Origin of the sequence: Thalassospira sp. GO-4, from assembly GCF_023588965.1 — a bacterium.
Classification (GTDB): Bacteria; Pseudomonadota; Alphaproteobacteria; order Rhodospirillales; family Thalassospiraceae; genus Thalassospira; species Thalassospira povalilytica.
Genome location: NZ_CP097807.1, coordinates 640,388 through 662,770 on the forward strand (window position 1 = coordinate 640,388; position 22,383 = coordinate 662,770).

At 54.1% G+C, this 22,383-nt stretch carries 19 protein-coding genes; 16 read left to right on the forward strand and 3 right to left on the reverse strand.

Features of this window, described 5'->3' with window-relative positions; all coding sequences use genetic code 11:
* Positions 1-77: 77 nt before the first annotated feature.
* The 3 genes from M9H61_RS03100 to M9H61_RS03110 all read right to left on the reverse strand — a co-directional run bounded on the left by M9H61_RS03100 (position 78) and on the right by M9H61_RS03110 (position 2,015).
* On the reverse strand, positions 78-269 hold the full coding sequence (locus tag M9H61_RS03100) for a hypothetical protein (RefSeq protein ID WP_228195349.1): 192 nt from the start codon (positions 267-269) through the stop codon (positions 78-80).
* Between the two features lie 89 nt (positions 270-358).
* The gene (locus M9H61_RS03105; protein ID WP_250283333.1) at positions 359-793 is read right to left on the reverse strand and encodes a hypothetical protein; all 435 of its coding nucleotides are present in this window, start codon (positions 791-793) and stop codon (positions 359-361) included.
* 187 nt (positions 794-980) lie between these two features.
* On the reverse strand, positions 981-2,015 hold the full coding sequence (locus tag M9H61_RS03110) for an ABC transporter substrate-binding protein (RefSeq protein WP_250283335.1): 1,035 nt from the start codon (positions 2,013-2,015) through the stop codon (positions 981-983).
* Positions 2,016-2,363: 348 nt separating this feature from the next.
* On the opposite strand from M9H61_RS03110, the gene M9H61_RS03115 reads away from it, so the two are divergent.
* The 16 genes from M9H61_RS03115 to M9H61_RS03190 all read left to right on the forward strand — a co-directional run bounded on the left by M9H61_RS03115 (position 2,364) and on the right by M9H61_RS03190 (position 22,310).
* Complete coding sequence (locus M9H61_RS03115) at positions 2,364-3,197, forward strand: 3'-5' exonuclease (RefSeq protein WP_250283338.1); 834 nt, start codon at positions 2,364-2,366, stop codon at positions 3,195-3,197.
* 180 nt (positions 3,198-3,377) lie between these two features.
* Positions 3,378-4,394, forward strand: coding sequence for a Fe(3+) ABC transporter substrate-binding protein (locus tag M9H61_RS03120; RefSeq protein WP_068519355.1), 1,017 nt, complete (start codon positions 3,378-3,380; stop codon positions 4,392-4,394).
* Positions 4,395-4,629: 235 nt separating this feature from the next.
* Positions 4,630-5,655, forward strand: a complete 1,026-nt coding sequence (locus M9H61_RS03125) for a Fe(3+) ABC transporter substrate-binding protein (protein ID WP_114112462.1) — start codon at positions 4,630-4,632, stop codon at positions 5,653-5,655.
* A 194-nt stretch (positions 5,656-5,849) separates the two neighbouring features.
* Complete coding sequence (locus M9H61_RS03130) at positions 5,850-6,812, forward strand: extracellular solute-binding protein (RefSeq protein ID WP_228195353.1); 963 nt, start codon at positions 5,850-5,852, stop codon at positions 6,810-6,812.
* A gap of 13 nt (positions 6,813-6,825) precedes the next feature.
* Positions 6,826-8,586, forward strand: a complete 1,761-nt coding sequence (locus tag M9H61_RS03135) for an iron ABC transporter permease (RefSeq protein WP_242512850.1) — start codon at positions 6,826-6,828, stop codon at positions 8,584-8,586.
* Between the two features lie 35 nt (positions 8,587-8,621).
* A complete protein-coding gene (glp, locus tag M9H61_RS03140; RefSeq protein ID WP_250283341.1) occupies positions 8,622-9,875 on the forward strand; it encodes a gephyrin-like molybdotransferase Glp in 1,254 nt (417 codons plus the stop codon).
* 86 nt (positions 9,876-9,961) lie between these two features.
* On the forward strand, positions 9,962-11,536 hold the full coding sequence (locus tag M9H61_RS03145) for an MBL fold metallo-hydrolase (RefSeq protein ID WP_068519359.1): 1,575 nt from the start codon (positions 9,962-9,964) through the stop codon (positions 11,534-11,536).
* A 236-nt stretch (positions 11,537-11,772) separates the two neighbouring features.
* Entirely contained in the window at positions 11,773-12,873 is a 1,101-nt protein-coding gene (locus M9H61_RS03150) for a glycosyltransferase family protein (RefSeq protein ID WP_228195356.1), read from the forward strand.
* Positions 12,874-12,894: 21 nt separating this feature from the next.
* Positions 12,895-14,178 (forward strand): glycosyltransferase family 4 protein, encoded by a 1,284-nt coding sequence (locus tag M9H61_RS03155; RefSeq protein WP_250283343.1) that lies wholly within the window; start codon positions 12,895-12,897, stop codon positions 14,176-14,178.
* 11 nt (positions 14,179-14,189) lie between these two features.
* The gene (locus M9H61_RS03160) at positions 14,190-15,344 is read left to right on the forward strand and encodes a glycosyltransferase family 4 protein (protein WP_250283345.1); all 1,155 of its coding nucleotides are present in this window, start codon (positions 14,190-14,192) and stop codon (positions 15,342-15,344) included.
* Positions 15,341-15,943, forward strand: coding sequence for a histidine phosphatase family protein (locus M9H61_RS03165; RefSeq protein ID WP_250283347.1), 603 nt, complete (start codon positions 15,341-15,343; stop codon positions 15,941-15,943). The genes M9H61_RS03160 and M9H61_RS03165 overlap by 4 nt, the downstream gene beginning before the upstream one ends.
* A complete protein-coding gene (locus tag M9H61_RS03170; protein WP_250283349.1) occupies positions 15,943-17,073 on the forward strand; it encodes a glycosyltransferase family protein in 1,131 nt (376 codons plus the stop codon). Before M9H61_RS03165 ends, M9H61_RS03170 begins: the two co-directional genes overlap by 1 nt.
* Positions 17,070-17,828 carry a polysaccharide deacetylase family protein gene (locus M9H61_RS03175; RefSeq protein WP_114112455.1) on the forward strand — a complete coding sequence of 253 codons (759 nt, stop codon included), beginning with the start codon at positions 17,070-17,072 and terminating at the stop codon, positions 17,826-17,828. The genes M9H61_RS03170 and M9H61_RS03175 overlap by 4 nt, the downstream gene beginning before the upstream one ends.
* Positions 17,819-18,457 carry a hypothetical protein gene (locus tag M9H61_RS03180; RefSeq protein ID WP_250283350.1) on the forward strand — a complete coding sequence of 213 codons (639 nt, stop codon included), beginning with the start codon at positions 17,819-17,821 and terminating at the stop codon, positions 18,455-18,457. Before M9H61_RS03175 ends, M9H61_RS03180 begins: the two co-directional genes overlap by 10 nt.
* Entirely contained in the window at positions 18,454-20,382 is a 1,929-nt protein-coding gene (locus M9H61_RS03185; protein ID WP_250283352.1) for an ABC transporter ATP-binding protein, read from the forward strand. The genes M9H61_RS03180 and M9H61_RS03185 overlap by 4 nt, the downstream gene beginning before the upstream one ends.
* Complete coding sequence (locus tag M9H61_RS03190) at positions 20,379-22,310, forward strand: ABC transporter substrate-binding protein (RefSeq protein ID WP_250283354.1); 1,932 nt, start codon at positions 20,379-20,381, stop codon at positions 22,308-22,310. The genes M9H61_RS03185 and M9H61_RS03190 overlap by 4 nt, the downstream gene beginning before the upstream one ends.
* The last annotated feature ends 73 nt before the right edge of the window (positions 22,311-22,383 follow it).

Genomic DNA, 22,383 nt, shown 5'->3' on the forward strand with positions numbered 1-22,383 from the left:
TTCACCAATGGCATACGGGCAGGCAGGGCAGCAGACGGGCCAAGTATTTTATGTCCGCGTGCCCGGGTTAATTCAGTTCATTTTTCGGTTTCATCCAAATTCTGTTTCAGACGATCAAAAATTGCCTGAATTTGTTTCGGGCTTGCGCCGGTGAGGGTGGAACACTCGTTCGCATCGCAACCGGCTGCCATATAGTTTAATGCATTTGACACCGCGATCGCTTCGTCGCGTGTAAGCAACAGTGATATTTTGCTGTCATGGTCTGACATTTCGGGTTCCTTGCAGCTCTGATCTGTTTCGGTTTGTCATGCCCGGCTGCGTGCCGGGCATGATTATTAAAATCCAGTCCTGTCAGGTGTCATTTTTGCTGGTTGTAATAGGTAACGCCATCCGTGGGGCGAAATGCCGTGCCGCAATCACCTGCATTTGCATTGGTGATGATGATTGTGCCGGTACGGCTGTCCCAGTATGCCGCGCGGCTATTGGCAAGCGACTTGTTTTCGCTGGGCGCGTCCAGAATGCCCTTCAGGAAAGTGGCAAACTCGCCAGCACTGGCGATGGTGGCGTCCGGAAAAGCCAGATTGTCAATGACTTTTCCCTTAACAAATTCGTCCTTGTGTTTGGTATAGGCATGCCCGTTTGCGATCGTCGTTGCAAAGGCGGAATTGGTGGTGGCCGTGCAAGAAGCTGCATGCGATGGGGAAGGTACAACGACCGCACCAAGCGCAATCATGATTCCGGCCATGGTCACGTGGCGCGCAAGACCACGCAAGGCATCAAAACGGATTTTCATCTCTGTTTCCTTTGGTTGTTTTCACTTGGAAAATGAGCTGAGTTAGCCCGTCAGGATGACGCGATGCCGGAATGGATGTGATGGCAGCGGCAAAATGCGCAAAAAATATGGGGCGGAAAACGATCCGCCCCACACATCAAAATCAGTCGTTTACAGTGCCTTTTGCAAGGCTGCTTTGCACAGCAGCTTACAAAGCGGCCTCAACCCGGGCGGCGACCTTTTCCGGGACCCAGGCTTTCCAGACATCCGGTTTTTGTTTCAGGAAATAAAGTGCCGCGCCTTTGGGCTTTTCGTTGTTTTCCTGCATATAAGCCAGCATTTCCGAAACAAGTGCATTGCTGGTCTCATAATGGGTCAGGAACTCGATCAGTTTCGGCGCGGATTTCATGAAGTCGGAATTGACACCGACCGTCACCGTGCTTTGCGGATATGCGGTTGCCTTTTTCGGGGAAGGATCGGTTTTCAGCGCATCAAAAATGGTCTGGTCATAGGCCGGTTCTTCGAGCCGGTAGCTGTCATAAAGCCCCATGACCCAGGTCGGTCCCCAGTAATAATAAAGTGCCGGTTTGCCGCGTTTATGCGCAGATGCGATTGCCGCGGAAAGTGCCGCACCGGTGCCGGGGCGGAAATTGGTAAAGCTGTCATCAAGCTGATAGGCTGAAAGCTTTGCCGAGTTGACCTTTTCACATACCCAGCCCGACGGGCAGTTATAAAAGCGCCCCTTGCCGGGTTCTTCGGGGTCTTCAAACAAGGATGCATATTTCGGCAGATCATCAACCGATTTCAGATCCGGTGCCATCGGCTCGATCCCGCGTGCGGCATCGCCTTCGATCACGTAGCGCGGGACAAACCATCCTTCGACAGCATCGTCAAAATTTACCCCGATCTGGCTGACGGTTCCGGCTGCCTCTGCCTTTTTCCAGGCATCAGCCACATTGTCGCGCCAGATTTCCATGACGACATCAACATCGCCTTTGCCGGCACCGGTCAAAAGCGGAATGACGTCACCGGGCAGGGCATCGGTTTTGCAGCCATACCCCTTTTCGATGATGAACCGTGCAACGGCATTGTGAAAAAGCGCACTGTCATAATTCAGGCCGGCAAACATGACGGGGCGATCAATTTCGCATGTCGCGTCCTGTGCCTGTGCGGTTGAAATGAATGTGGAAAATGCAAGGCCAGCGGCCATCAGCATTGCGGCTCCGGTAGGCAGGGTTTTCATCCTTCTGTCCCTTCGTGGTTGCGGTCCGGAAACGCATCAAATGCACTGCTTTTGCCCGATATTTGCGTGACTCATCCTGGTAGGTCCCCCGATGAAGCCGACAGTGCCCCTGATACAGGTGGTTAAAGTCCCATGCGCAAGTTTAACCGGGCGCGCAAAATGGATGCAACCCCCGGTGCGTCAGTTAACCATGATGTGATCCCGGTCAGTTGCAGCCATGATGACAGGTTGCTCCTGACAATGATGGCAGGAGATGTCAGCTATACTGGATGGAATTCATGCCGATATTCCCGTGAAATCCGGTCTGCTTGCCGTTATGGTGGGCAAAACAAACCTGTGGGGCCCGTGATGATGCATTCCAGTCTGTTCGTCTTTGATATTGAAACCGTTCCCGACATTGATGTTTTGCCGCAACTGACTGGTGAAACGGCACCCGATCCGGAAACCGGACGGAAGATGCTCGAAGATTATCATCTGGAAATCACCAGCGGTCGCAATGGGTTCCCCCGTCAACCGTTTCACAAGGTTGTTGCGATCAGCTTTCTGCGTGCAACCATCCAGCGCGATGGTGATCTTGAAATGTACGAGATCGAAGAATTGCGGTCCGGCGGGGATCTGACATCCGAGGAAAAGGATCTCGTGAACGGGTTCTTTGCCTATTGCGGAAAGCTTTATCCCAGACTGGTCAGCTTCAATGGTCGGGGGTTTGATTTGCCGGTTCTGAAATACCGCGCGATGAAGCATGGCGTTACGGCACGCTGGCTGCATCAGGCATCGAACAAATGGGAAAACTACACATCCCGTTATGCGCCGAACTGGCATTGTGACCTTGCCGAAGTGCTGTCTGATTACGGTGCATCAGCCCGCACCAAGATGAATGAAGTCTGTGCTGCACTGGATTTGCCGGGCAAGACCGGTGTTGATGGCAGCAAGGTTTCGGACATGTTTGACAATGGCGAGATCGATGGCATTCGCCGTTATTGTGAAACAGATGTGCTCAATACCTATTTGCTGTATCTGCGCCATGCCCTGCATACCGGGCTGACCGATCATGACGGATATAATCACGCGATTAATCTGACAGTTGGCTGGCTTGAAGAACGGGCGGGGGATATTCCCGCCTATCAGGAATTCCTGGATGCATGGCGTACCTCAAGCGGCGGGTCGTTCAACGTTCTCTAGGAGTTCAAGCATTCTTTTAGTGCGGGGTGCGATGGAGTGATGTGAATCACACTTCGGGCGGCCTTAGGATGAAACCTTATTGAAATGACGGCGGATTGCTCTTAATTGCAAGCGCGGTTGCAAATTAATTGCAACTTCATGGGAGTTGAGACGTAATCACGTTCAATAGGGATCGTTCAGATGGAAATCAGGAAATTGATCGGTGGTGCCGTATTCGGTGCGACCACCTTTGCAGCAGCCATTGCCAGCGCACAGGAAGTGAATGTTTATTCCCTTCGCCAGGAATTCCTGGTCGAGCCGCTGTTTGAAAAATTCACCGAACAGACGGGCGTTAAGGTCAATGTGATCTTTGCGGAAAAAGGTCTGGTCGAACGTATCAAGCAGGAAGGGGCGAACAGCCCGGCCGACATTCTGATGACGGTCGATATCAGCCGTATCCAGCAGGCTGTTGATGCCGGCGTAACCGAAGCTGTTTCCAATGATGTCATCAATGGCAACATCCCGGCGCATCTGCGTGATCCCGAAGGTCACTGGTTTGCGCTGACCCAGCGTGGTCGTGCGATCTATGCGTCCAAGGACCGCGTGGCCGAAGGTGAAATCACCTCTTACGAAGATCTGGCAGACCCGAAATGGGAAGGCAAAATCTGCACCCGTTCCGGCACGCATGTTTATAACGTTGCGCTGTTTGCGTCGATGATTGCTGTTCATGGCGAAGAAAAAGCCAAAGAATGGCTCGAAGGTTTGAAAAACAACCTTGCCCGCAAGCCGCAGGGCAATGACCGCGCCCAGGTAAAGGCGATCAAGGAAGGCGTTTGTGACGTCGCGATCGGCAATACCTATTACTATGGCAAGATGCTCGACAACGAAGAGCAGCGCCCGTGGGCAGAGTCGGTCAATATCGTCTTCCCGAACCAGGCAGATCGTGGAATGTCGATGAACATCTCGGGCATGAGCCTGATCAAGGATGGTCCGAACCGCGAAAACGCCGTGAAGCTGATGGAATTCCTGACCGGCGATGTTGCTCAGCAAATCTATGCAGAGGTCAATTACGAATATCCTGTGAAACCGGGTGTCGAATGGGCCGAGAACGTCAAATCCTGGGGCACCTTCAAGGCTGACGAACTGCCGCTTTCCGACATTGCACGTCTTAGCCCGGATGCGATCAAACTGGTTGATACGGTCGGCTACAACGAATAGATCGCTGCTTCTGAAAGCAGAATTTTTGAAGGGATGGCTCATTGCCATCCCTTTTTCATATTTGTGGTTAGGATGGCCAAAAAGCCGCATTTGTCCGCATGTCTGCCCTTTAACATCGAAAATCTGTGCTTTCGGGCTTGCAAGAACCGGGCTCTGGCCTTTAATTTCGCCGACGGCGAATACAAATCATTCCTAATTGCTGTTTGTTCGCACAGCACATCCACAAGAGGCATTCATGATTTTTCTGCGCAAAACGGTCTATGGTCTGGTCGCGGCTGCAATGGGACTTTCGATGGTTCAGGGCGCCAATGCAGCAGAAGAAGTGAATGTCTATTCCTTGCGACAGCCTTTCCTGATCGAACCGATGTTCAAGCGTTTCACCGAAGAAACCGGTATCCGGGTCAATACGCTGTTTTCGCAAAGTGGTCTGGTTGAACGGATCAAGCATGAAGGGCGCAACAGTCCTGCCGACCTGCTTCTGACGGTTGATATCGGTCGTATTCAGGATGCCGTTGATGCCGATATCGCCCAGCCGCTGACAAGTGACGTACTCGAAGCAAACATCCCGGACCAGTTTCGCGATGAAAATGAATTGTGGGTCGGTCTGACGACCCGTGCGCGTGTGCTTTACACATCGCTTGACCGTGTCGCACCGGATGCGATTTCCACCTACGAGGAACTGGCCGATCCGAAATGGAAAGGCCGGATATGTGTGCGGTCGGGCATGCATGTTTATAACATCGCGCTGATCGCATCGATGATTGCCCATCACGGCGAAGAATATACGAAAACCTGGCTGACATCGGTGAAGGAAAATCTGGCGCGTAAGCCCCAGGGTGCCGATATCGACCAGATCGAGGCCGTCTCGCAGGGCGTATGTGATCTGGCGATCGGCAATTCCTATTATTACGGCAAGATGCTGGATGACCCGAACAAGGCCCCGGCAGCAAAACAGGTGCGCATTGTCTTCCCGAACCAGGGTGACCGGGGTACGCATGTCAATATTTCGGGGGTTGCCCTCATGAAACATGCCCCGAACAAGGAAAACGCCATCAAGCTGGTCGAGTTCCTGTCAGGTGATGAAGCCCAGCACATGTATGCCGACGTCAATTTCGAATATCCGGTGAAGCCGGGTGTGGCATGGTCGGAAATGGTGCGGTCCTGGGGTACCTTTACCCATGATGAACTGTCTTTGAACAAGATCGCCGAAAATCGTGGTGCGGCCATTCGTCTGATCGATGAAGTCGGCTTTAACGAATAAATTCATCACGCCATAACGCCCCTGTCTTCGGGATAGGGGCGGCGAGCTGGTTGGTATAATTGATTTGTCTGAATTGATTTCCCGGACACATTGGGCAACTATGTCCAGATTGATGTCGTTGGGGAACATGGCGCGGGTTGATGGCGGGCAGTTACGTTCAAAGGATGATTTTCGGATGTCTGCTGGCGTTGGGAATGGGCACATCCGCGCAGGCCGGCAATGAAGTCAATGTTTATACCGAACGTCAGCCGCAATTCATTCAGCCTGTCTTTGACCGTTTTACCAAAGCAACAGGAATTCGCGTTAACGTTCTGTATTCCCAGACAGATTTGGTCGACCGAATTCGACGCGAACATGAATCAACCCCGGCCGATATCCTGATTGCCGTGAATGTCGGGCGCTTGGTCGAGGCGGCAAATGCCGATATCGCATCACCGATCACATCGCCAATCGTTGATGAAAACATTCCCACGACATATCGCGATACCAACAATCTTTGGGTCGGGCTGACATCGCGGGCACGGGTATTGGTCACCCCGCGTCAGGCCGGAAACCAGATGCAAATCGAAAGTTACGAGGAACTGGCCAATCCGCAATGGCGTGGCAAGATCTGCATCCGGTCGGGATATCATGTCTATAATACCGGCCTTGTGGCATCGATGCTTGCGCATCACGGGCCGGAATATACCCGAAACTGGCTGCGCTATGTTAAGGGCAATCTGGCGCGCAAACCCCAGGGCGGCGATGCCGATCAGATTGCGGCGGTCGCACGCGGGGAATGCAGTGTCGCGATTGCAAATTCCTATTACTACGGAAAAATGCTGGATGATCCGGCCACGCGCAAGGATGCCAGCAGGGTCCAGATTGTCTTTCCCAACCAGAAATCCACTGGCACCCACGTCAATATCACCGGTGTGGTCTTGATGAAGCGGGCCCCGAACCGTGAAAATGCGCTGAAACTGATCGAATTCATGTCGAGCAACGAAATCCAGCACGTTTATGCCGCGGTCAATTTTGAATATCCGGTCGGGATCGTCTGGCCGGAAATGTTGCGTTCATGGGGTGAATTCACCTCTGAACATTTGCCTTTAACCGTCATTGCAGGCTATCAGGATTTGGCGAAACAGCTTCTTGATGAAGTGGCCTTTGACGACTGAGACGGAAACTGCCTTGAACAACGCATGCCACACGCCAAAGGACGAGGATATCCGTCCCGCCGCAGTTACTGAAACGTTTGATCCGATGCGTACGCCCAGCGGCAATCCTGCCATGCGCTGGTTGCCGCGCGGACAATCGGCTGTCTGGCTGATCGGGGCCTTTGTCATTGCGATGATGGTGGCAGCCCCGATTATCGCCGTGGCCTATCTGGCATTCTTCCCGACAGAGAATATCTGGCCGCATCTGGCATCGACCATGTTGCCGCGTTATGTCAAAAACACGGCCGTGCTGATGCTTGGTGTCGGTGTCGGTGTGACATTGCTTGGCGTTTCATCGGCCTGGGTTGTCACGATGTGCAAACTTCCGGGCAAGCGGTTCTTTGAATGGGCCATGCTTCTGCCGATGGCGGTGCCGGCCTATATCGTTGCCTATGTCTATACGGATTTGCTGGAATATGCCGGGCCGGTGCAGCGGTTGTTGCGTGATATTTTTGGCTGGTCATCAGCGGCAGATTACTGGTTCCCCGATATCCGTACCAAGGGCGGGGCGATCCTTGTTCTTAGTCTGACACTTTATCCCTATGTTTACATGCTCGCCCGCGCGGCGTTTCTGGCGCAGTCAATCTGCGTGATCGAAGCTGCCCGCGTTCTTGGCCGCAGTGCATGGAGCTCGTTTGTCACCGTTGCATTGCCATTGGCGCGCCCGGCGATTGTTGTCGGTGTTGTCATTGCGCTGATGGAAACGCTGAACGATTTCGGCACCATTGATTTCTTTGCGGTGCATACCCTGACAGCCGGGGTGTTTAATGTATGGCTTGGCATGGGCAACGCGGGCGGTGCCGCCCAGATTGCGCTGACGATGCTGGCGGTGGTTATTGCGCTTTTGGTGATTGAACGCTATTCGCGCCGTCGCCAGCGCTTCCACGATACAACCAACCGGTATCAGGAACTGCCGGGCTATGATCTTGGGCCGATGGCAAAAACCGGTGCGCTGGCAATCTGCATTTTGCCGATTGTGCTGGGCTTTGTTGTCCCGTCGATGGTGCTGATTTATTATTCGGTCGGCTATTTTGATCAAAGCTGGACGGCAGATTTCTTTGAATTTGCCGGTAACAGTCTGCTGGTGTCGGGGCTTGCTACGGCGTTGGCGGTTGGATGTGCATTGTTCATGGCCTATGCGTTGCGGTTATTCCCGCAACCATTCCTGAAATTCTTCGTGCGGTTGTCATCTGTGGGCTATGCCGTGCCTGGCGCAGTTCTGGCGATCGGGGTTCTGATCCCGTTTGCACGATTTGACAATGCTCTGGATGCTGTCATGCGCGATACGTTCGGGATTTCGACCGGCTTGTTGCTCAGCGGGACGGTGTTTGCGCTTGTTTTTGCCTATGCGGTGCGGTTCATGGCGGTTTCGTATGGTTCGATCGAAGCTGCCTTGGGCAAGGTGCGGCCAAGCATGGATGACGCTGCAAGGACCCTTGGCGAAAGCCCGTGGGGAACGCTGAAACGTATTCATTTTCCGATGGTGCGGGGCGGAATTCTGGCGGCATCCGTACTGGTGTTTGTCGATGGCATGAAAGAACTACCGGCAACATTGATTTTGCGACCGTTCAATTTCGATACATTGGCAACTCATGTCTATCAGTTTGCCAAGGACGAGATGATCGAACAGGCTGCCCTTGGTGCGCTGACCATCGTTCTTGTCGGTGTGGTGCCGGTGATCATGCTAAGCCGTGCCATTTCAAAATCCCGCCCGGGCCATGGTGGCGAGTCCTGAAATCCAAATCACGTCAACGCGGGCAGGTAACATAGATGCAAAATATCAAACCCGGACTGACACTGCTTTCCGATGCGCTTGAAATCGCATTTTCCGAGGTGCCGGTCGCGCAACATATCGAAGAACGCCCCCTGACGGACTGTTATGGTGCCGTCCTGCGCGAAGATGTGATGGCCGGTTTTTCTGTGCCATCGGTCGATAATTCGGCCATGGATGGATATGCCGTGCGCTTTGCCGATTTGGCGACGGTTGAAGGAACTATGCCCGTTGTCGGGACGTCATTGGCCGGGCATCCGTATTCGGGCACCGTACCAGAAGGAACGGCCATCCGGATTGCCACCGGGGCCGCCATTCCCGATGGGGCAGATTGCGTCATTATCCAGGAAAATGTCATCGCCGATCAGGATGAAACCGGCATCGAAATTGCCGGTGACGTGATTGCCCGGACCCGGCGTCATCAGAACATCCGCTGGGCGGGTGAAGATATCAAAAAAGGTGATGTTGTCCTGCGTGCCGGAATGGTCTTGCGCCCACAGGATATCGCGATTGCCGCCGGGCAGGGGCGTGCCAGTCTCAAAGTCGCCCGTCCGCTTCGTGTTGCGGTCTTTTCAACCGGGGACGAATTGGCAAAACCGGGGGATCCGCTTCCGCCCGGAGGGATTTATGATTCCAACAGGTTTGCGATGATCGGCATGTTGCGAGATATCGGATGTCAGGTCACCGATCTTGGCTTGCTTGCGGATGATTTCGACGTGCTTGCCACCGCAATAGGGGACGCTGCCCAAAATCATGATGTTGTGATGACATCGGGCGGGGTGTCTGTGGGCAAGGCGGATTTGCTGAAACCGGTTGTCGACAAGCTTGGTGAAATCACGGCCTGGAAGCTTGCCATCAAACCTGGAAAGCCGTTGATGCGTGGCCGGATTGGCAAATGCCTGGTCATCGGATTGCCGGGGAATCCTGTTTCGGTACTGGTGTCCGGTCTGCTGTATGTTTTGCCACTGCTTCGTCATATGATGGGGGCGGAACGGTCTTGGAGTGAGCCTGTGCGCATTCCGGTTCGCGCCGGTTTTGATGTTCAGCGTGGGACCGGACGTCGCGAATGGCTGCGTGCGAGACTGATACAGACTGATGACGGTGAATTCGAAGCGGTCGCCTTTTCTTCGACCAGTTCGGGGATGCTATCATCCATGGTGTGGGCAGAAGGCCTGATTGAAATCCCTGAAAATTGCGGCAAGCTGTCCAAGGGCGATCAGGTTTTGTATCTGCCGCTGCGTGGTTTGCAATAAAGCGTCCAATAAGTGATCCATATCATTGCAATGACAGGTTTATTCCTGAATCCTTGCAGCCTTGTTGACGTGCAGGAGGAACGGGAATGACCGTATCAGTTACGTTTTGTGGTGCCGCTGGCGGTGTGACCGGCTCGTGTTATCTGTTGCAGACCGACCATGGTCAGTTTCTTGTTGATTGCGGCATGTTCCAGGGCAGCAAAACTGTCCGCGAACTGAACTATGGACCGTTTCCGTTCAAGGCGTCCGACATTTCAGCCGTTTTGTTGACCCACGCCCATATCGATCATTCCGGATTGTTGCCGAAACTGGTCAAGGCAGGCTTTGAAAACCACATTCTGGCGACCGAGCCAACCTGTGATCTTCTGACCTATATGTTGCCAGATTCCGGATATATTCAGGAAAGCGAGGTCGAACGCCTTAACCGCCGCAATGCGCGCCGTGGACGTCCGGAAGTAACCCCGATCTATACCCGCAAGGATGCCGAACAAACCTTGCAAAGACTCAAACCCGTCGAATATCACGAATGGATTGATGTCATCGACGGTGTACGCGCCCGCTATTGGGATGCCGGGCATCTGCTGGGCTCGGCCTCGATCGAGGTTGAAGTCGCACCGGTTGGCAAGGAAACCAAACCGACCCGCATTCTGTTTTCGGGCGATATCGGTACCGGCGAAGCCGTGTTTAACGAGGCCCCCGAAGGCCCGTCTGATCTTGACTATCTGTTTGTCGAGACGACCTATGGTGATCGCAATCGCCCAAATGTCAGTGATGATGAACGCCGCGCCATGTTGGGCAAGGAAGTTCGTGATGCGCTGAATGCTGGTGGCAACCTTGTCATTCCAAGCTTTGCCGTTGCCAGAACCCAGGAATTGCTGGTCGATCTCGCGCATCTGTTCAATCGCGGGCACTTGCCCGAGGCAAATGTCTTTGTCGACAGCCCGCTTGCGCAACATGCGACAGACGTTTTTGCCCGTCATCTCAGTCATGAAGATGCGCGTGCCCTTGAACATCCGAAATTCCATATGGTTCCCGATGTTGAAGCCAGCAAACAACTGGCTCGGGTGACCAGCGGTGCGATCATTTTGTCGGCAAGCGGCATGTGTGATGCGGGTCGCATTCGCTATCATTTGAAAAACAATCTGTGGCGGGCCAACTGCACCGTCTTGCTGGTCGGCTTCCAGGCCGCGGGATCATTCGGGCGTGTCTTGCAGAAGGGGGCAAAACATGTCCGCATTCATGGCGACGAGATCGAGGTCCATGCCCGAATTCGCACGCTTGATGTCTATTCCGGTCACGCAGATCAGGACATGCTCTTGCGCTGGACCAAAGACAGACTACCTGTGGCCAAGCGCATTTTCCTTACCCATGGTGAAGAGGGCGCGCGAACTGCCTTCCAACAAGCGCTGATTGCCCATGACATACCTGTCGAAAAGATATCCCTGCCCATGCTTGATGAAACAGTGACCTTGCAAAAGGGCACCTTGCATGTGGTTCAGCACAAGCCGAGACTTTCGGGTGAAGAACTGTCGCGTGATGACTGGCATAACATGTATGCCGGGACCATCACCGCGCTTTCCGAGAAGTTGCAGTCACTTGGCACACCAGCCGAAAGGCAGAAGCTGCTCGAAAAAGTCTTGCGCGATATTGGGTCAGTGTGAGAGCAATTAGCTGGGAAAACAAAATGGCAAACCGGATTTGTACAAACGGATTTGCTTGCCAATAAGAGATATCCTGTCACCCTGTGAGGTGGGGAGACAGGATATTAAGGATCACTACGCAGACGGGCGGGTATATGTCTATCGTGGGGAACTCCGGGTATCGGGTTCTAATTTACAGTCATGATACGTTTGGGCTCGGCCATCTGCGCCGTTGCCGCACAATTGCGCATGCGCTTGTGTCACGTCGTGATGATGTTTCTGTTCTTATCCTGTCCGGGTCACCGATCATTGGCAGTTTCGAATTCCGTTCGCGAGTCGACTTTGTCCGTATTCCCGGCGTGATCAAACTGTCGAACGGGGAATATACGTCCCTTAATCTGAATATCGACGTTGATCAGATCCTTGCGATGCGTGAATCGATCATTCAGCACACGGCTGATGTCTTCAATCCCGACATTTTCATCGTTGATAAGGAACCGCTTGGTCTTCGTGGTGAAGTGGAATCGACGCTTAAGATGTTGCGTCATCGCCGGACCCGTCTGGTGATGGGCTTGCGTGATGTGATGGATGATCCGGCCAATCTGCGCGAAGAATGGGATCGCAAACAATGTGTTCCGGCGCTGGCCGATCTGTATGACGAAATCTGGGTCTATGGTTTGCAGGAAATCTGTAATCCGCTCGAAGGGATTGATTTGCCGCCGGGTGTTGAAAACAAGATGGCCTATACCGGATATCTGCCGCGTACTGCAACACGCCGCCCGACCCCGGAACATGGTGCGCTTGGTCTTGAAGAACCCTATTACCTGGTAACCACCGGTGGTGGCGGGGATGGTGTCAATCTGGTGGACTGGGTGATCAGTGCCTATGAAACCGACCCGACGATTGCTGTCCCGTCGCTTGTTGTTCTGGGACCATTCATGGCGCCTGCAGAACAAAAGGCCTTCATGGAACGTGCCGAAAAGATTGAAAAGCTTTCGGTCATTACCTTTGATGCCAATGTCGAAATGCTGATGGATAAATCTGCCGGTGTCATTGCCATGGGCGGTTACAACACGTTTTGCGAAATCCTGTCCTTTGACAAGCCAGCGGTTATCGTGCCGCGCACAGTGCCGCGTCTGGAACAATATGTCCGCGCATCAGCCGCCGAAAAGCTCGGACTGGTCAAGATGCTGACCGAAGATGGCGGGCGCGATCCGCGTGAAATGGCCGATGCCCTTCACGGACTGATCCATCAGCCCAAACCGTCCCACGTCACGGTACCCAACCTTATGGGCGGGCTTGATCGGGTCGGGGATCTTGTTGATCGCTGGCTTCCGCCGCAAATGGCCGCCGAATAAGCATTTCCGGGAACAAAATTGATGACACGCGACAATCTTGCAATCGTGGTGAAGGGATATCCGCGATTGTCGGAAACCTTTATTGCGCAGGAAATTCTTGGCATTCAGCAGGTCGGTATTCCGTACCGCATCGTTTCATTGCGTCATCCGACCGACAAAAAACGCCATCCGATCAATGACCGGATCACCGGGGCTGTCGATTACCTTCCGGAATATGTTTATCAGGAACCGATGCGTGTTTTGCGTGCCTGGTTAAAGGCCCGCAAACTTCCGGGATATCGCCGGGCTTTCAATATCTGGTGGCAGGATTACCGTCGTGATCGGACGTCCAACCGCGCACGGCGGTTCGCACAGGCAGTGGTCATGGCGGCCGAGTTGCCTGATGATGTGACGCGCATTTATGCGCATTTCCTGCATACGCCCGCATCGGTGGCCCGTTATTGCGCGATCATGTGCGGCTTGCCATGGTCATGTTCGGCGCACGCCAAGGATATCTATACCAGTGAAGACTGGGACATGCGCGAAAAGCTGCGCGATATGGATTGGCTTGTGACCTGTACCAAGGCCAATGTTGATTACCTGCGCACGCTTGCCGAAGACCCGGACAAGGTGAACCTGCTCTATCATGGGCTTGATTTTTCGCGCTTTCCCGAAGAATTGCCAAACCGGCCGATGCGCGATGGCAGTGATCCGGACAACCCGGTGACCATACTGTCGGTCGGTCGTCTGGTCGGCAAAAAGGGATATGACGATCTTTTGCGTGCGCTGGCAAAATTGCCGGACGGCTTGCATTGGCGGTTCATCCATATCGGCGGTGGCAGTGACAGCAAATATAAACAGCTGGCCTCAGAACTTGGCATTGCGGCGAAATGTGACTGGCGTGGCCCACGCGACCAGAAGGAAGTCATCGCGGCCTGTCAGTCATCGGACCTTTTCGTGCTGGCCAGCCGCATTGAACAGGATGGTGATCGGGACGGCTTGCCCAACGTTCTGATGGAAGCCCAGCTTTGTGGTCTTGCTGCCGTATCGACGGCAATTTCGGCCATTCCGGAACTGCTTGTTGATGGGGTGAATGGAAAACTTGTTCCGCAACGCAATCCCGATGCCCTGGCCGATGCCCTGCAAATCGTCATTACCGATCCGGCGCTGCGTGACGCCATGGGGCGCAAGGGCAATGAAATTGTGCGCCGCGACTTTTCATTTTATCGCGGCATGAAAGATCTGGCGCATCGTTTCGGTGTTTCAGATCCGCTTGCCGGTGACGGTTCCCCGAATTCGGACATTCATCAACCCGCCGCCCAGTAGGAGGCACGCGTTTGCAGGTTGCCTTTTATGCACCGCTGAAGCCAGTTGACCATCCGGTCCCGTCGGGTGACCGGCTTTTGGCGCGACTGTTATGTGATGCGCTGCGCCATGCGGACATGAATGTCGATATTGCGGCGCGACTGCGTAGCCGGGTGGCGGATGGCAGTGTTCTGAAACAGGCCCGGCTTGCCGAACTTGGCACGAAACTGGCCGGTCGCCTGTTACGCCAATATCAATCTGGCTTTCGCCCGCGTCCCGATATCTGGTTTACCTATCATCTGTATTACAAGGCCCCGGACTGGGTCGGGCCGATTGTCGCCAGTACCCTTGATATTCCCTATGTCGTGGCCGAGGCATCCTTTGCACCCAAACGTGCTGGTGGTCCCTGGGCGCAAAGTCATGCGGCGGTTGAAACCGCGTTGCGCCATAGTCGCGCGGTCTTTTCGCTTAACCGTTCAGACATGGTTTGCCTGCGCGATGTTTGCCCTGACCAGGTCCTGCATTTCATTGCCCCGTTTACCCATGTTGAAAACTGGCAGATTTCCGACCGCCCAGCGGTTGATCCCGCCTGTCTCCGTCTTGTCACCACAGCGATGATGCGCGATGGCGACAAGCTTAGATCATTTGACCTCCTAGCGCGGTCATTGGGGCGGTTGTTGCGTGATGGAATAGGGAACTGGCACCTGACCGTGATCGGGGATGGTCCGGCCCGCGACCGGGTCGAGGCGATGTTTGACCACGCCGGCATTACCCAAAACCATGTCACACTGGCGGGCCTGTGTGTGCCTGATCAGACACGCGACATTCTGGGGCAATCCGATCTTTTTGTCTGGCCGGCAATTAAAGAGGCTTTCGGGATGGCGATGCTCGAAGCACAAGCAGCAGGGTTGCCGGTGCTGGCCGGGGATGCCGGGGGTGTTTCGGGGATCGTTTCCAATGGTGTGACCGGCTGGCTGGTTCCGGCGGGGGACGAGGATGCCTTTACCGATCGGCTTGCGCAATGTCTTGGCACGGATATATCGGCCCTGCGGTCCTTTGGGGTGGCCGGGGCATCAAAGGCAATACAACATCACACTGTTTCTGCCGCATCGGACATTCTGGGCACGACATTGCGCGCGATTGTTGGTGATCAAGCAGAGCAGGTCCCCGGGAAGGACGGCGCATGAAAACGGTTCGGTTCGCGTTGCTGCGTCACGGGGTTACGGACTGGAATGCCCAAAAACGAATTCAGGGCCATTCCGACATATCGCTTCGCCCCGAAACAGTCGCAGCCTATCAGGGCAAAGCTTTGCCGACGGTTTGGGAAAATGTTCCATGGTATTGCACACCGTTGAAACGCACGCGTGAAACGGCCGATGCACTGGGCATCAAAACGGTCGATATCGCGCCGTCGCTGATCGAAATGAACTGGGGATCATGGGAAGGGCGCAAACTGGCCGATTTGCGGACCGAACTGGGCGATGCCATGCAGGACAATGAAGATCGTGGCTGGGACTTCCGGCCCGAAGGGGGCGAAAGTCCGCGGGACGTCGTCAGGCGCGTGGAAGACTTCCTGAAAGCCGGTTCAGATACGGTCTTTGGTGCCGTGACCCACAAGGGGGTTATTCGCGCGGTTTATGCCGCGGCCACACCATGGAACATGATGGGAAAATGCCCGGACAAGCTCGATTGGGATTGCCTTCATGTTTTTGACTGGTCGGATCGTGACGGGTTTTCTGTCCGCAATCTGAATGTGCCCCTGATCGCGCGAACAAAGGAAACCTGATGGCAGACGTTTTTGTCTATGTGCAGCATCTTTTGGGGATTGGTCATGTTCGCCGGATGGCCCTGATCAACCGTGCGATCCGTGACCGCGGGCTTTCGGTTATGGTCGCAAGTGGCGGGGTTCCCGATGATGGACTTGATTTTGCAGCAGATCAGGTTGTGCAGCTATCGCCTTGCAAAACAGCCGACAGCAGCTTTTCGACCCTTGACGATCCCAAGGGCAATCGTCTTGGCGATGACTGGAAAGAAACGCGCAAGGCCGAATTGCTGACGGCTTTTGTCGATGCCAGACCCAAGCTGCTATTGGTCGAGATGTTCCCGTTTGGGCGCCGGGCATTTCGATTTGAACTGATCCCGTTATTCGAGGCCGCAAAGGCCGCGGGCATTCCGGTTGTCTGTTCCGTGCGTGATCTTCTGGTCCGCAAAAAGGACCCGGCAAAAACGCAGTGGATGGCAACCATTGCCAGAAAGTACCTGACAAGGGTGCTGGTACATGGTGATCCGAACGTGTTTGATTTCGCACACAGCTTTGAATGTGCCGACCAGATTGCCGATTTGATCACGCATACCGGATACGTCGCAGCCGATCCCGGTACAAAAACAACTGCATCACGGTCGGGGGTTCTGGTATCTGCCGGCGGTGGTGCGGTTGGCGCGGAGCTGATTGAACTTGCCATTGCTGCCCGCCAGTATTCCGGGCCCTACGGGCAGGCGAAATGGGATATCGTTGCCGGACCGCATTTCCCACAGGACCGGTTTGACAAGATTGCATCAACGTTACCCGACGGGGTCGAACTTCATCGGTTCCTGCCTGATTTTCGCGAACGGATGGCAAAGGCCGCTGTATCGGTGTCACAAGCCGGATATAATACGCTGATGGATGTGCTGTCGACGGCGACACCGGCTGTTATGGTGCCGTTTGCAGATGGCGGTGAAAGCGAACAGACAGAGCGTGCGGAAATTCTTTCAAAAGAAGGGGTTATTTCCCTGCTTGATCTTGATGGCCTGTCTGCGCAATCATTGGCAAAATACATAGATCGCGCCAGCCAGCCGGCAAATGTCAAAATTGCCCTGGATGGCGCGCAAAAAACTGCGGCAATTATCGCAGGGATGATTAAGGGGCAGGTATGAGCAGTTGGGATCATTTGCGCACGGAGCTTGATCTGTGGCAGGCCGCAGGGCGTGTTGCCACGGCTTGGTGGCGCGATGATGATGCCGTGACCGTGACCCCGGAACTCGAAACCCTTCTTTCGTTTGAACAGAATTACAAGGTGCCCTTGGCACTGGCGGTCATCCCGGCCAACCTGCAGGATGATCTGGTTGAGCGGCTGGCCGAAACGCTTGATACCCGCGTTTTGCAGCATGGCTGGTCCCATCAGAACCACATGCCCGAAGGTCGCAAGAAACAGGAACTCGATGATGTTCGCGATATCGGTGCGGTGGTGGCGGACTTGCGACAGGGGTTTCACGTGCTGGAATCTCGGTTCGGAAACCGTTTCCTGCCGGTAATGGTGCCGCCATGGAACCGCATTGCAGATGATGTTGTGGCCGTGCTGCATTCACTTGGTTTTTGCGGGCTTAGCACCTTTAACCCGCGCAAAGTTGCCGAACCTGACAAGGGCCTGATACAGGTTAACACCCATGTCGATGTCATTGACTGGCGCGGGTCGCGCGGATTTGTCGGCGAAGACGCTGCCCTTGGCGCCATGGTGTCGCATCTGGCGGCCCGGCGAACAGGGCAGGTCGACAAGGCCGAGCCAACCGGCATTCTGACCCACCATCTTGTCCATGATCGCGCCACCACGAAGTTTCTCGATAATTTGTTTTCAATGGAACATTCAGCATTGAGCTGGCTTAGAATTCCTGGAGTATTTCCATGGCAATAAGGCCCAGAAATCATATCGAAGCGGAACCGGTGGACGCGCCAGAAGCGGCCCCGAATGTCGATCCTGTCAAACCGGCGGGGGTCGGTGACAGCGACGTTCAGATGATGTCCTATCCACCCAAACTGATGGCACCGGATCTGGCAAAATCGATTGTCGGTTTGCTGATTTGTGGTGTGATCGCGCTGATCCCCGACATGCTTGAAATCATTCAGTGGACGGCGGCCGGGCTCGCATTGTTGTTCGTGTTCTATTTTGCGCGAACACTGATCCGGTTCCAGTCAAAGCTTTTTGTTTCGGAATATGGCATTCGTCTTTCAAGCCTTCGTGGCGGGACCGCTTTTGCCTGGCCGGAACTTTCGAAATTCCGTCTGCGTTATTTCAGCACCAAGCGCGATGGCAACAAAGGCTGGTTTGAACTGACCCTTCATGCCGGTGAAACCAAAATTGTCGCAGAATCAACACTGGACGGTTTTGATGATCTGCTTGAAATTTCACGGGATTGGGCGAAAGATAACCAACTTCTGGTCGATGATGTGACAAGAACAAACCTGATGCGCATGGATGAGGCCGAAACACTGGTTCAGGCCGCCGCAGCCGAGCGTACAAATGGTGGTGCCAAACGAACATGACTGACATTCTGCGTATCAAGGATCTGAAAGTTGAGTTTGTCTTGCCGCATATGCGCGTCAAGGCCGTCGAAAACGTTAGCTTTCGCATCGGTGCGCAAGAAACTGTCGCGTTGGTCGGGGAATCCGGTTCGGGCAAAAGCACGATCTCCCAGGCCATTATGGGACTGCTGCCCAAAACAGCGCAGATCACCAAAGGATCAATCATCTTTGCCGACCCGAAAAAGCCGGGGACGCGGGTTGATCTTGCCATGCTTGATCGTTCGGGTGCAGAAATGCGCGCGATCCGCGGTGGCCGTATTTCCATGATTTTTCAGGAACCGATGAGTTCGCTGTCACCGTTGCATACCATTGGTGACCAGATCTGCGAGGCCGTTCGCCTGCATCGCAAGGTCGGCCGGGCAGAGGCCAGAGAACTTGCTGTTGAAATGCTGACACTGATCGGCTTTCCCCAACCCAAGCGGGCCTTGAAAACATATCCGTTCGAATTGTCGGGTGGTTTGCGCCAACGCGCGATGATTGCCATGGCCATGGTGTGTCGTCCCGCACTTCTGGTTGCGGATGAACCGACAACCGCCCTTGATGTCACGATCCAGGCGCAAATTCTGCGACTGATCAAGGATGTGCAAAAAGAACTGCAAATGTCGGTTTTGCTGATCACTCATGATCTTGGCGTGGTGGCAAACATGGCGGACCGCATGGTGGTGGTCTATGACGGCCGTGTTGTTGAGTCCGGCAAAACCGATGATGTCTTTATCAATCCGGGGCATGCCTATACGCAATCGCTTCTGGCGGCTGTTCCGCATTTTGATATGGGGCCGGATGAACGGTTGCGTCCGCTTCGTGAAATCAAACCGAAAACCGGCAGTCTGCTTGCCGAAAGCAGCCAGCAAGAAAGCGCGCGCGAAACATCCGATGTTCCGCCGTCACTGGCCCTGCATCCGGCGATGGCAAGTGAACCGGTTCTGTCGGTCCGCCATCTCAGCAAAAGCTTCACCACGCGCAAGGGCAACTGGATCAAATCCGAACAACACCTGATCCCGGCAGTTGCGGATGTGTCGCTAACGGTCAATCGCGGGGAATGTGTCGGCCTGGTCGGTGAAAGCGGCTGTGGGAAGACAACGCTTTCGAAGTTGATCATGCGGGCAATGGACCCTGATGAAGGATCCATTCTTTTCCGCGGTGAAAGCGGCCAGATGACCGAGTTGACCGGACTTGATGAAGATCAGCTCAACCCGTATCGCAAACGGATACAATTCGTGTTTCAGGATCCGTTCGGGTCCCTAAATCCACGCATGACGGTTCAGGATATCATTACCGAACCGATGTTGATCCACGGGGTGGGTGATGCGGAATATCGCAAGAATATGGTCCTTGAACTGATGGATCTGGTCGGGCTTGATCCACGCTTTCTAAGCCGGTATCCGCACAGTTTTTCCGGCGGGCAGCGTCAGCGTATTGGCATTGCCCGCGCGCTGAGCCTTAAACCCGATCTGTTGATTTTTGACGAACCGACATCCGCACTTGATGTATCGGTTCAGGCGCAAATTCTTAATCTTTTGAAAGATTTACAGCGTGATCTTAATCTGACATATCTGTTTATTTCGCATAACCTTGCAGTTGTCGATTATATCGCGGACCGGATTGCGGTGATGTGTGCCGGGCGAATTGTTGAATCCGCACCGCGCGAACAATTGTTCCGTAATCCGTTGCACCCCTATACCCAGGCCTTGCTCAATGCTGTGCCGTTTGCCGATCTGGAACATTTGCTTGATTTCGACAAAATCGTTGATGGCAAGGCATCCGATCCGGCACGCTGGCCTGCACCCTTTACGATCAATGACACCAGTGCACCCAAAATGATGCAATTCGCCGAAGACCATTTTGTGCGTGCCGAACGTGCCGATTTCACGGAGATCGCAATATGATCAAGCTTTGTGCCAGTTCAGCTGTATCAGCCCGCCGTCTGTTCGGTGGTCTGATGATGGGGATGGGGCTTGTCGGGACCAGCTTGTTGCCAAGCGGCGCACAGGCAGAAGTCCCGTATTTTGAAGACGCGGTTGCCAAGGGCACCTTGCCGCCGATGTTGCAGCGGCTTCCTGAACATCCCAATGTCATTGATTTCGGTGCCGAAGGCAAAACAGTCGGAAAATATGGCGGTGAATTTGTCACCATCATGGGCCGGTCCAAGGATATCCGCATGGCGGTTGTTTATGGCTATGCGCGCTTGGTGGGCTATGACCAGGACCTGAACCTGCAACCCGATATTCTTGAGGCACTTGACGTTAACGAGGAGGGCAATGTTTTCACCCTTCATCTGCGCAAGGGTCACAAATGGTCTGATGGTGCGCCCTTTACGGCCGAAGATTTCCGCTATTACTGGGAAGATATCGTCAATAATGATGAATTGTTCCCGGTCGGCCCGCCGCGCTTCCTGTTCGTTGGCGATGAACCGGCAAGTTTTGAAGTCATTGATGAATACACGGTGCGTTACAGCTGGTCGCGGCCCAACCCGTTCTTCCTGACCGAGTTGGCAGCAACCCGTCCGCCATTCATCTACCGTCCGGCCCATTATCTTAAGCAGTTTCACGAAAAATACCGGGATGCGGCCGAACTGGACGCAGTGGTGCAGGAACGCGGTCTGCGCAGCTGGGCGGTGTTGCATACCGACATGGACCGTCCCTACAAACTTTCAAATATCGACCGTCCTTCCCTCGAACCGTGGTTGATCACGACCGAGGAACCGTCCGACCGGTTCGTTTTTGTGCGCAACCCGTATTATCATCGTGTCGATCCCGAAGGGAACCAGTTGCCCTATATCGACCGGATGATCTTCAATATTTCAAATTCCAAACTGGTCCCGGCAAAGGTCGGTGCCGGTGAAGTCGATTTGCAAAGCCGCATTCTGTCGCTTAAGGACTATACGTTCCTTAAACAGTCCGAAGCCAAACAGAACTATCAGGTGCGTTTGTGGGATGTCGGGGCGGGGGCCTATGCCGCGCTTTATCCCAACCTTACATGCAGCGACCCGGTGTGGCGCGATGTCATTCGCGATGTGCGGTTCCGCCGTGCGCTTTCTCTGGGCATCAACCGGACCGAAATCAACCGCGTTCTGTTCTTTGGTCTGGCGCAGCCGACGAATAATACGGTTCTGCCCAAAAGCCCGCTTTTCAAACCGGAATATCGCGAAAACTTTATAAAATTCGACGTCAAAGCGGCAAACGCCCTGCTGGACGAGATGGGGCTGGACAAGCGTGATGGTGATGGCATCCGTTTGCTGCCTGATGGTCGTCCGATGGAAATCATCGTCGAAACCACCGGCGAAAATCCCGAACATGACGACATGCTTGAACTGATCGGTGACAGCTGGCGCAAGATCGGCGTTAAAATGTATATCAAGGGACTTCAACGCGAAGTCCTGCGTAACCGCGCGTATAGCGGCGAGACGATCATGTCGATCTTTAACGGTGTTGATAACGGTCTTGCCACCGCGAACTCGGTGCCGTCCGAATTTGTACCGGTACAGCAAGACAGCCTGCAATGGCCGAAATGGGGCCAGTATTATCAAACCAATGGCGAGGCCGGCGAAGCACCTGACATGCCGGCTGCTCGGGAATTGATGGATCTGTACAATAAATGGCAGTCCAGCAATGAAAAGGGCCGGAAGGAAGCCTGGCAGGGTATTCTGGATATCAATTCGGAAAACATGTTTTCAATCGGTCTGATCGGAAACGTGCCGCAGCCTGTCGTGGTCGACAAGGATCTACGCAACGTGCCGGAAAAAGGCATTCACAGTTGGGAACCGGGTGCATTCTTTGGCATGTATCGTCCAGACACATTCTGGTGGGACAGATAAGCCTGACATACTGATAACAAGACGTTTTGTTGCCAACGAGGGAAGGGCGCAAAACGACACGGGGGAGCGATTT

Excerpts from the sequence above, each read along its gene's own strand:
- M9H61_RS03130 (WP_228195353.1), top strand. The coding sequence starts at position 5,850 with ATGGGCACATCCGCGCAGGCCGGCAATGAAGTCAATGTTTATACCGAA.
- M9H61_RS03185 (WP_250283352.1), top strand. The coding sequence starts at position 18,454 with ATGACTGACATTCTGCGTATCAAGGATCTGAAAGTTGAGTTTGTCTTG.
- M9H61_RS03155 (WP_250283343.1), top strand. The coding sequence starts at position 12,895 with ATGACACGCGACAATCTTGCAATCGTGGTGAAGGGATATCCGCGATTG.
- M9H61_RS03170 (WP_250283349.1), top strand. The coding sequence starts at position 15,943 with ATGGCAGACGTTTTTGTCTATGTGCAGCATCTTTTGGGGATTGGTCAT.
- M9H61_RS03115 (WP_250283338.1), top strand. The coding sequence starts at position 2,364 with ATGATGCATTCCAGTCTGTTCGTCTTTGATATTGAAACCGTTCCCGAC.
- M9H61_RS03175 (WP_114112455.1), top strand. The coding sequence starts at position 17,070 with ATGAGCAGTTGGGATCATTTGCGCACGGAGCTTGATCTGTGGCAGGCC.
- M9H61_RS03100 (WP_228195349.1), bottom strand. The coding sequence starts at position 269 with ATGTCAGACCATGACAGCAAAATATCACTGTTGCTTACACGCGACGAA.
- M9H61_RS03180 (WP_250283350.1), top strand. The coding sequence starts at position 17,819 with ATGGCAATAAGGCCCAGAAATCATATCGAAGCGGAACCGGTGGACGCG.
- M9H61_RS03125 (WP_114112462.1), top strand. The coding sequence starts at position 4,630 with ATGATTTTTCTGCGCAAAACGGTCTATGGTCTGGTCGCGGCTGCAATG.
- glp (WP_250283341.1), top strand. The coding sequence starts at position 8,622 with ATGCAAAATATCAAACCCGGACTGACACTGCTTTCCGATGCGCTTGAA.
- M9H61_RS03110 (WP_250283335.1), bottom strand. The coding sequence starts at position 2,015 with ATGAAAACCCTGCCTACCGGAGCCGCAATGCTGATGGCCGCTGGCCTT.
- M9H61_RS03165 (WP_250283347.1), top strand. The coding sequence starts at position 15,341 with ATGAAAACGGTTCGGTTCGCGTTGCTGCGTCACGGGGTTACGGACTGG.
- M9H61_RS03190 (WP_250283354.1), top strand. The coding sequence starts at position 20,379 with ATGATCAAGCTTTGTGCCAGTTCAGCTGTATCAGCCCGCCGTCTGTTC.
- M9H61_RS03105 (WP_250283333.1), bottom strand. The coding sequence starts at position 793 with ATGAAAATCCGTTTTGATGCCTTGCGTGGTCTTGCGCGCCACGTGACC.
- M9H61_RS03145 (WP_068519359.1), top strand. The coding sequence starts at position 9,962 with ATGACCGTATCAGTTACGTTTTGTGGTGCCGCTGGCGGTGTGACCGGC.
- M9H61_RS03120 (WP_068519355.1), top strand. The coding sequence starts at position 3,378 with ATGGAAATCAGGAAATTGATCGGTGGTGCCGTATTCGGTGCGACCACC.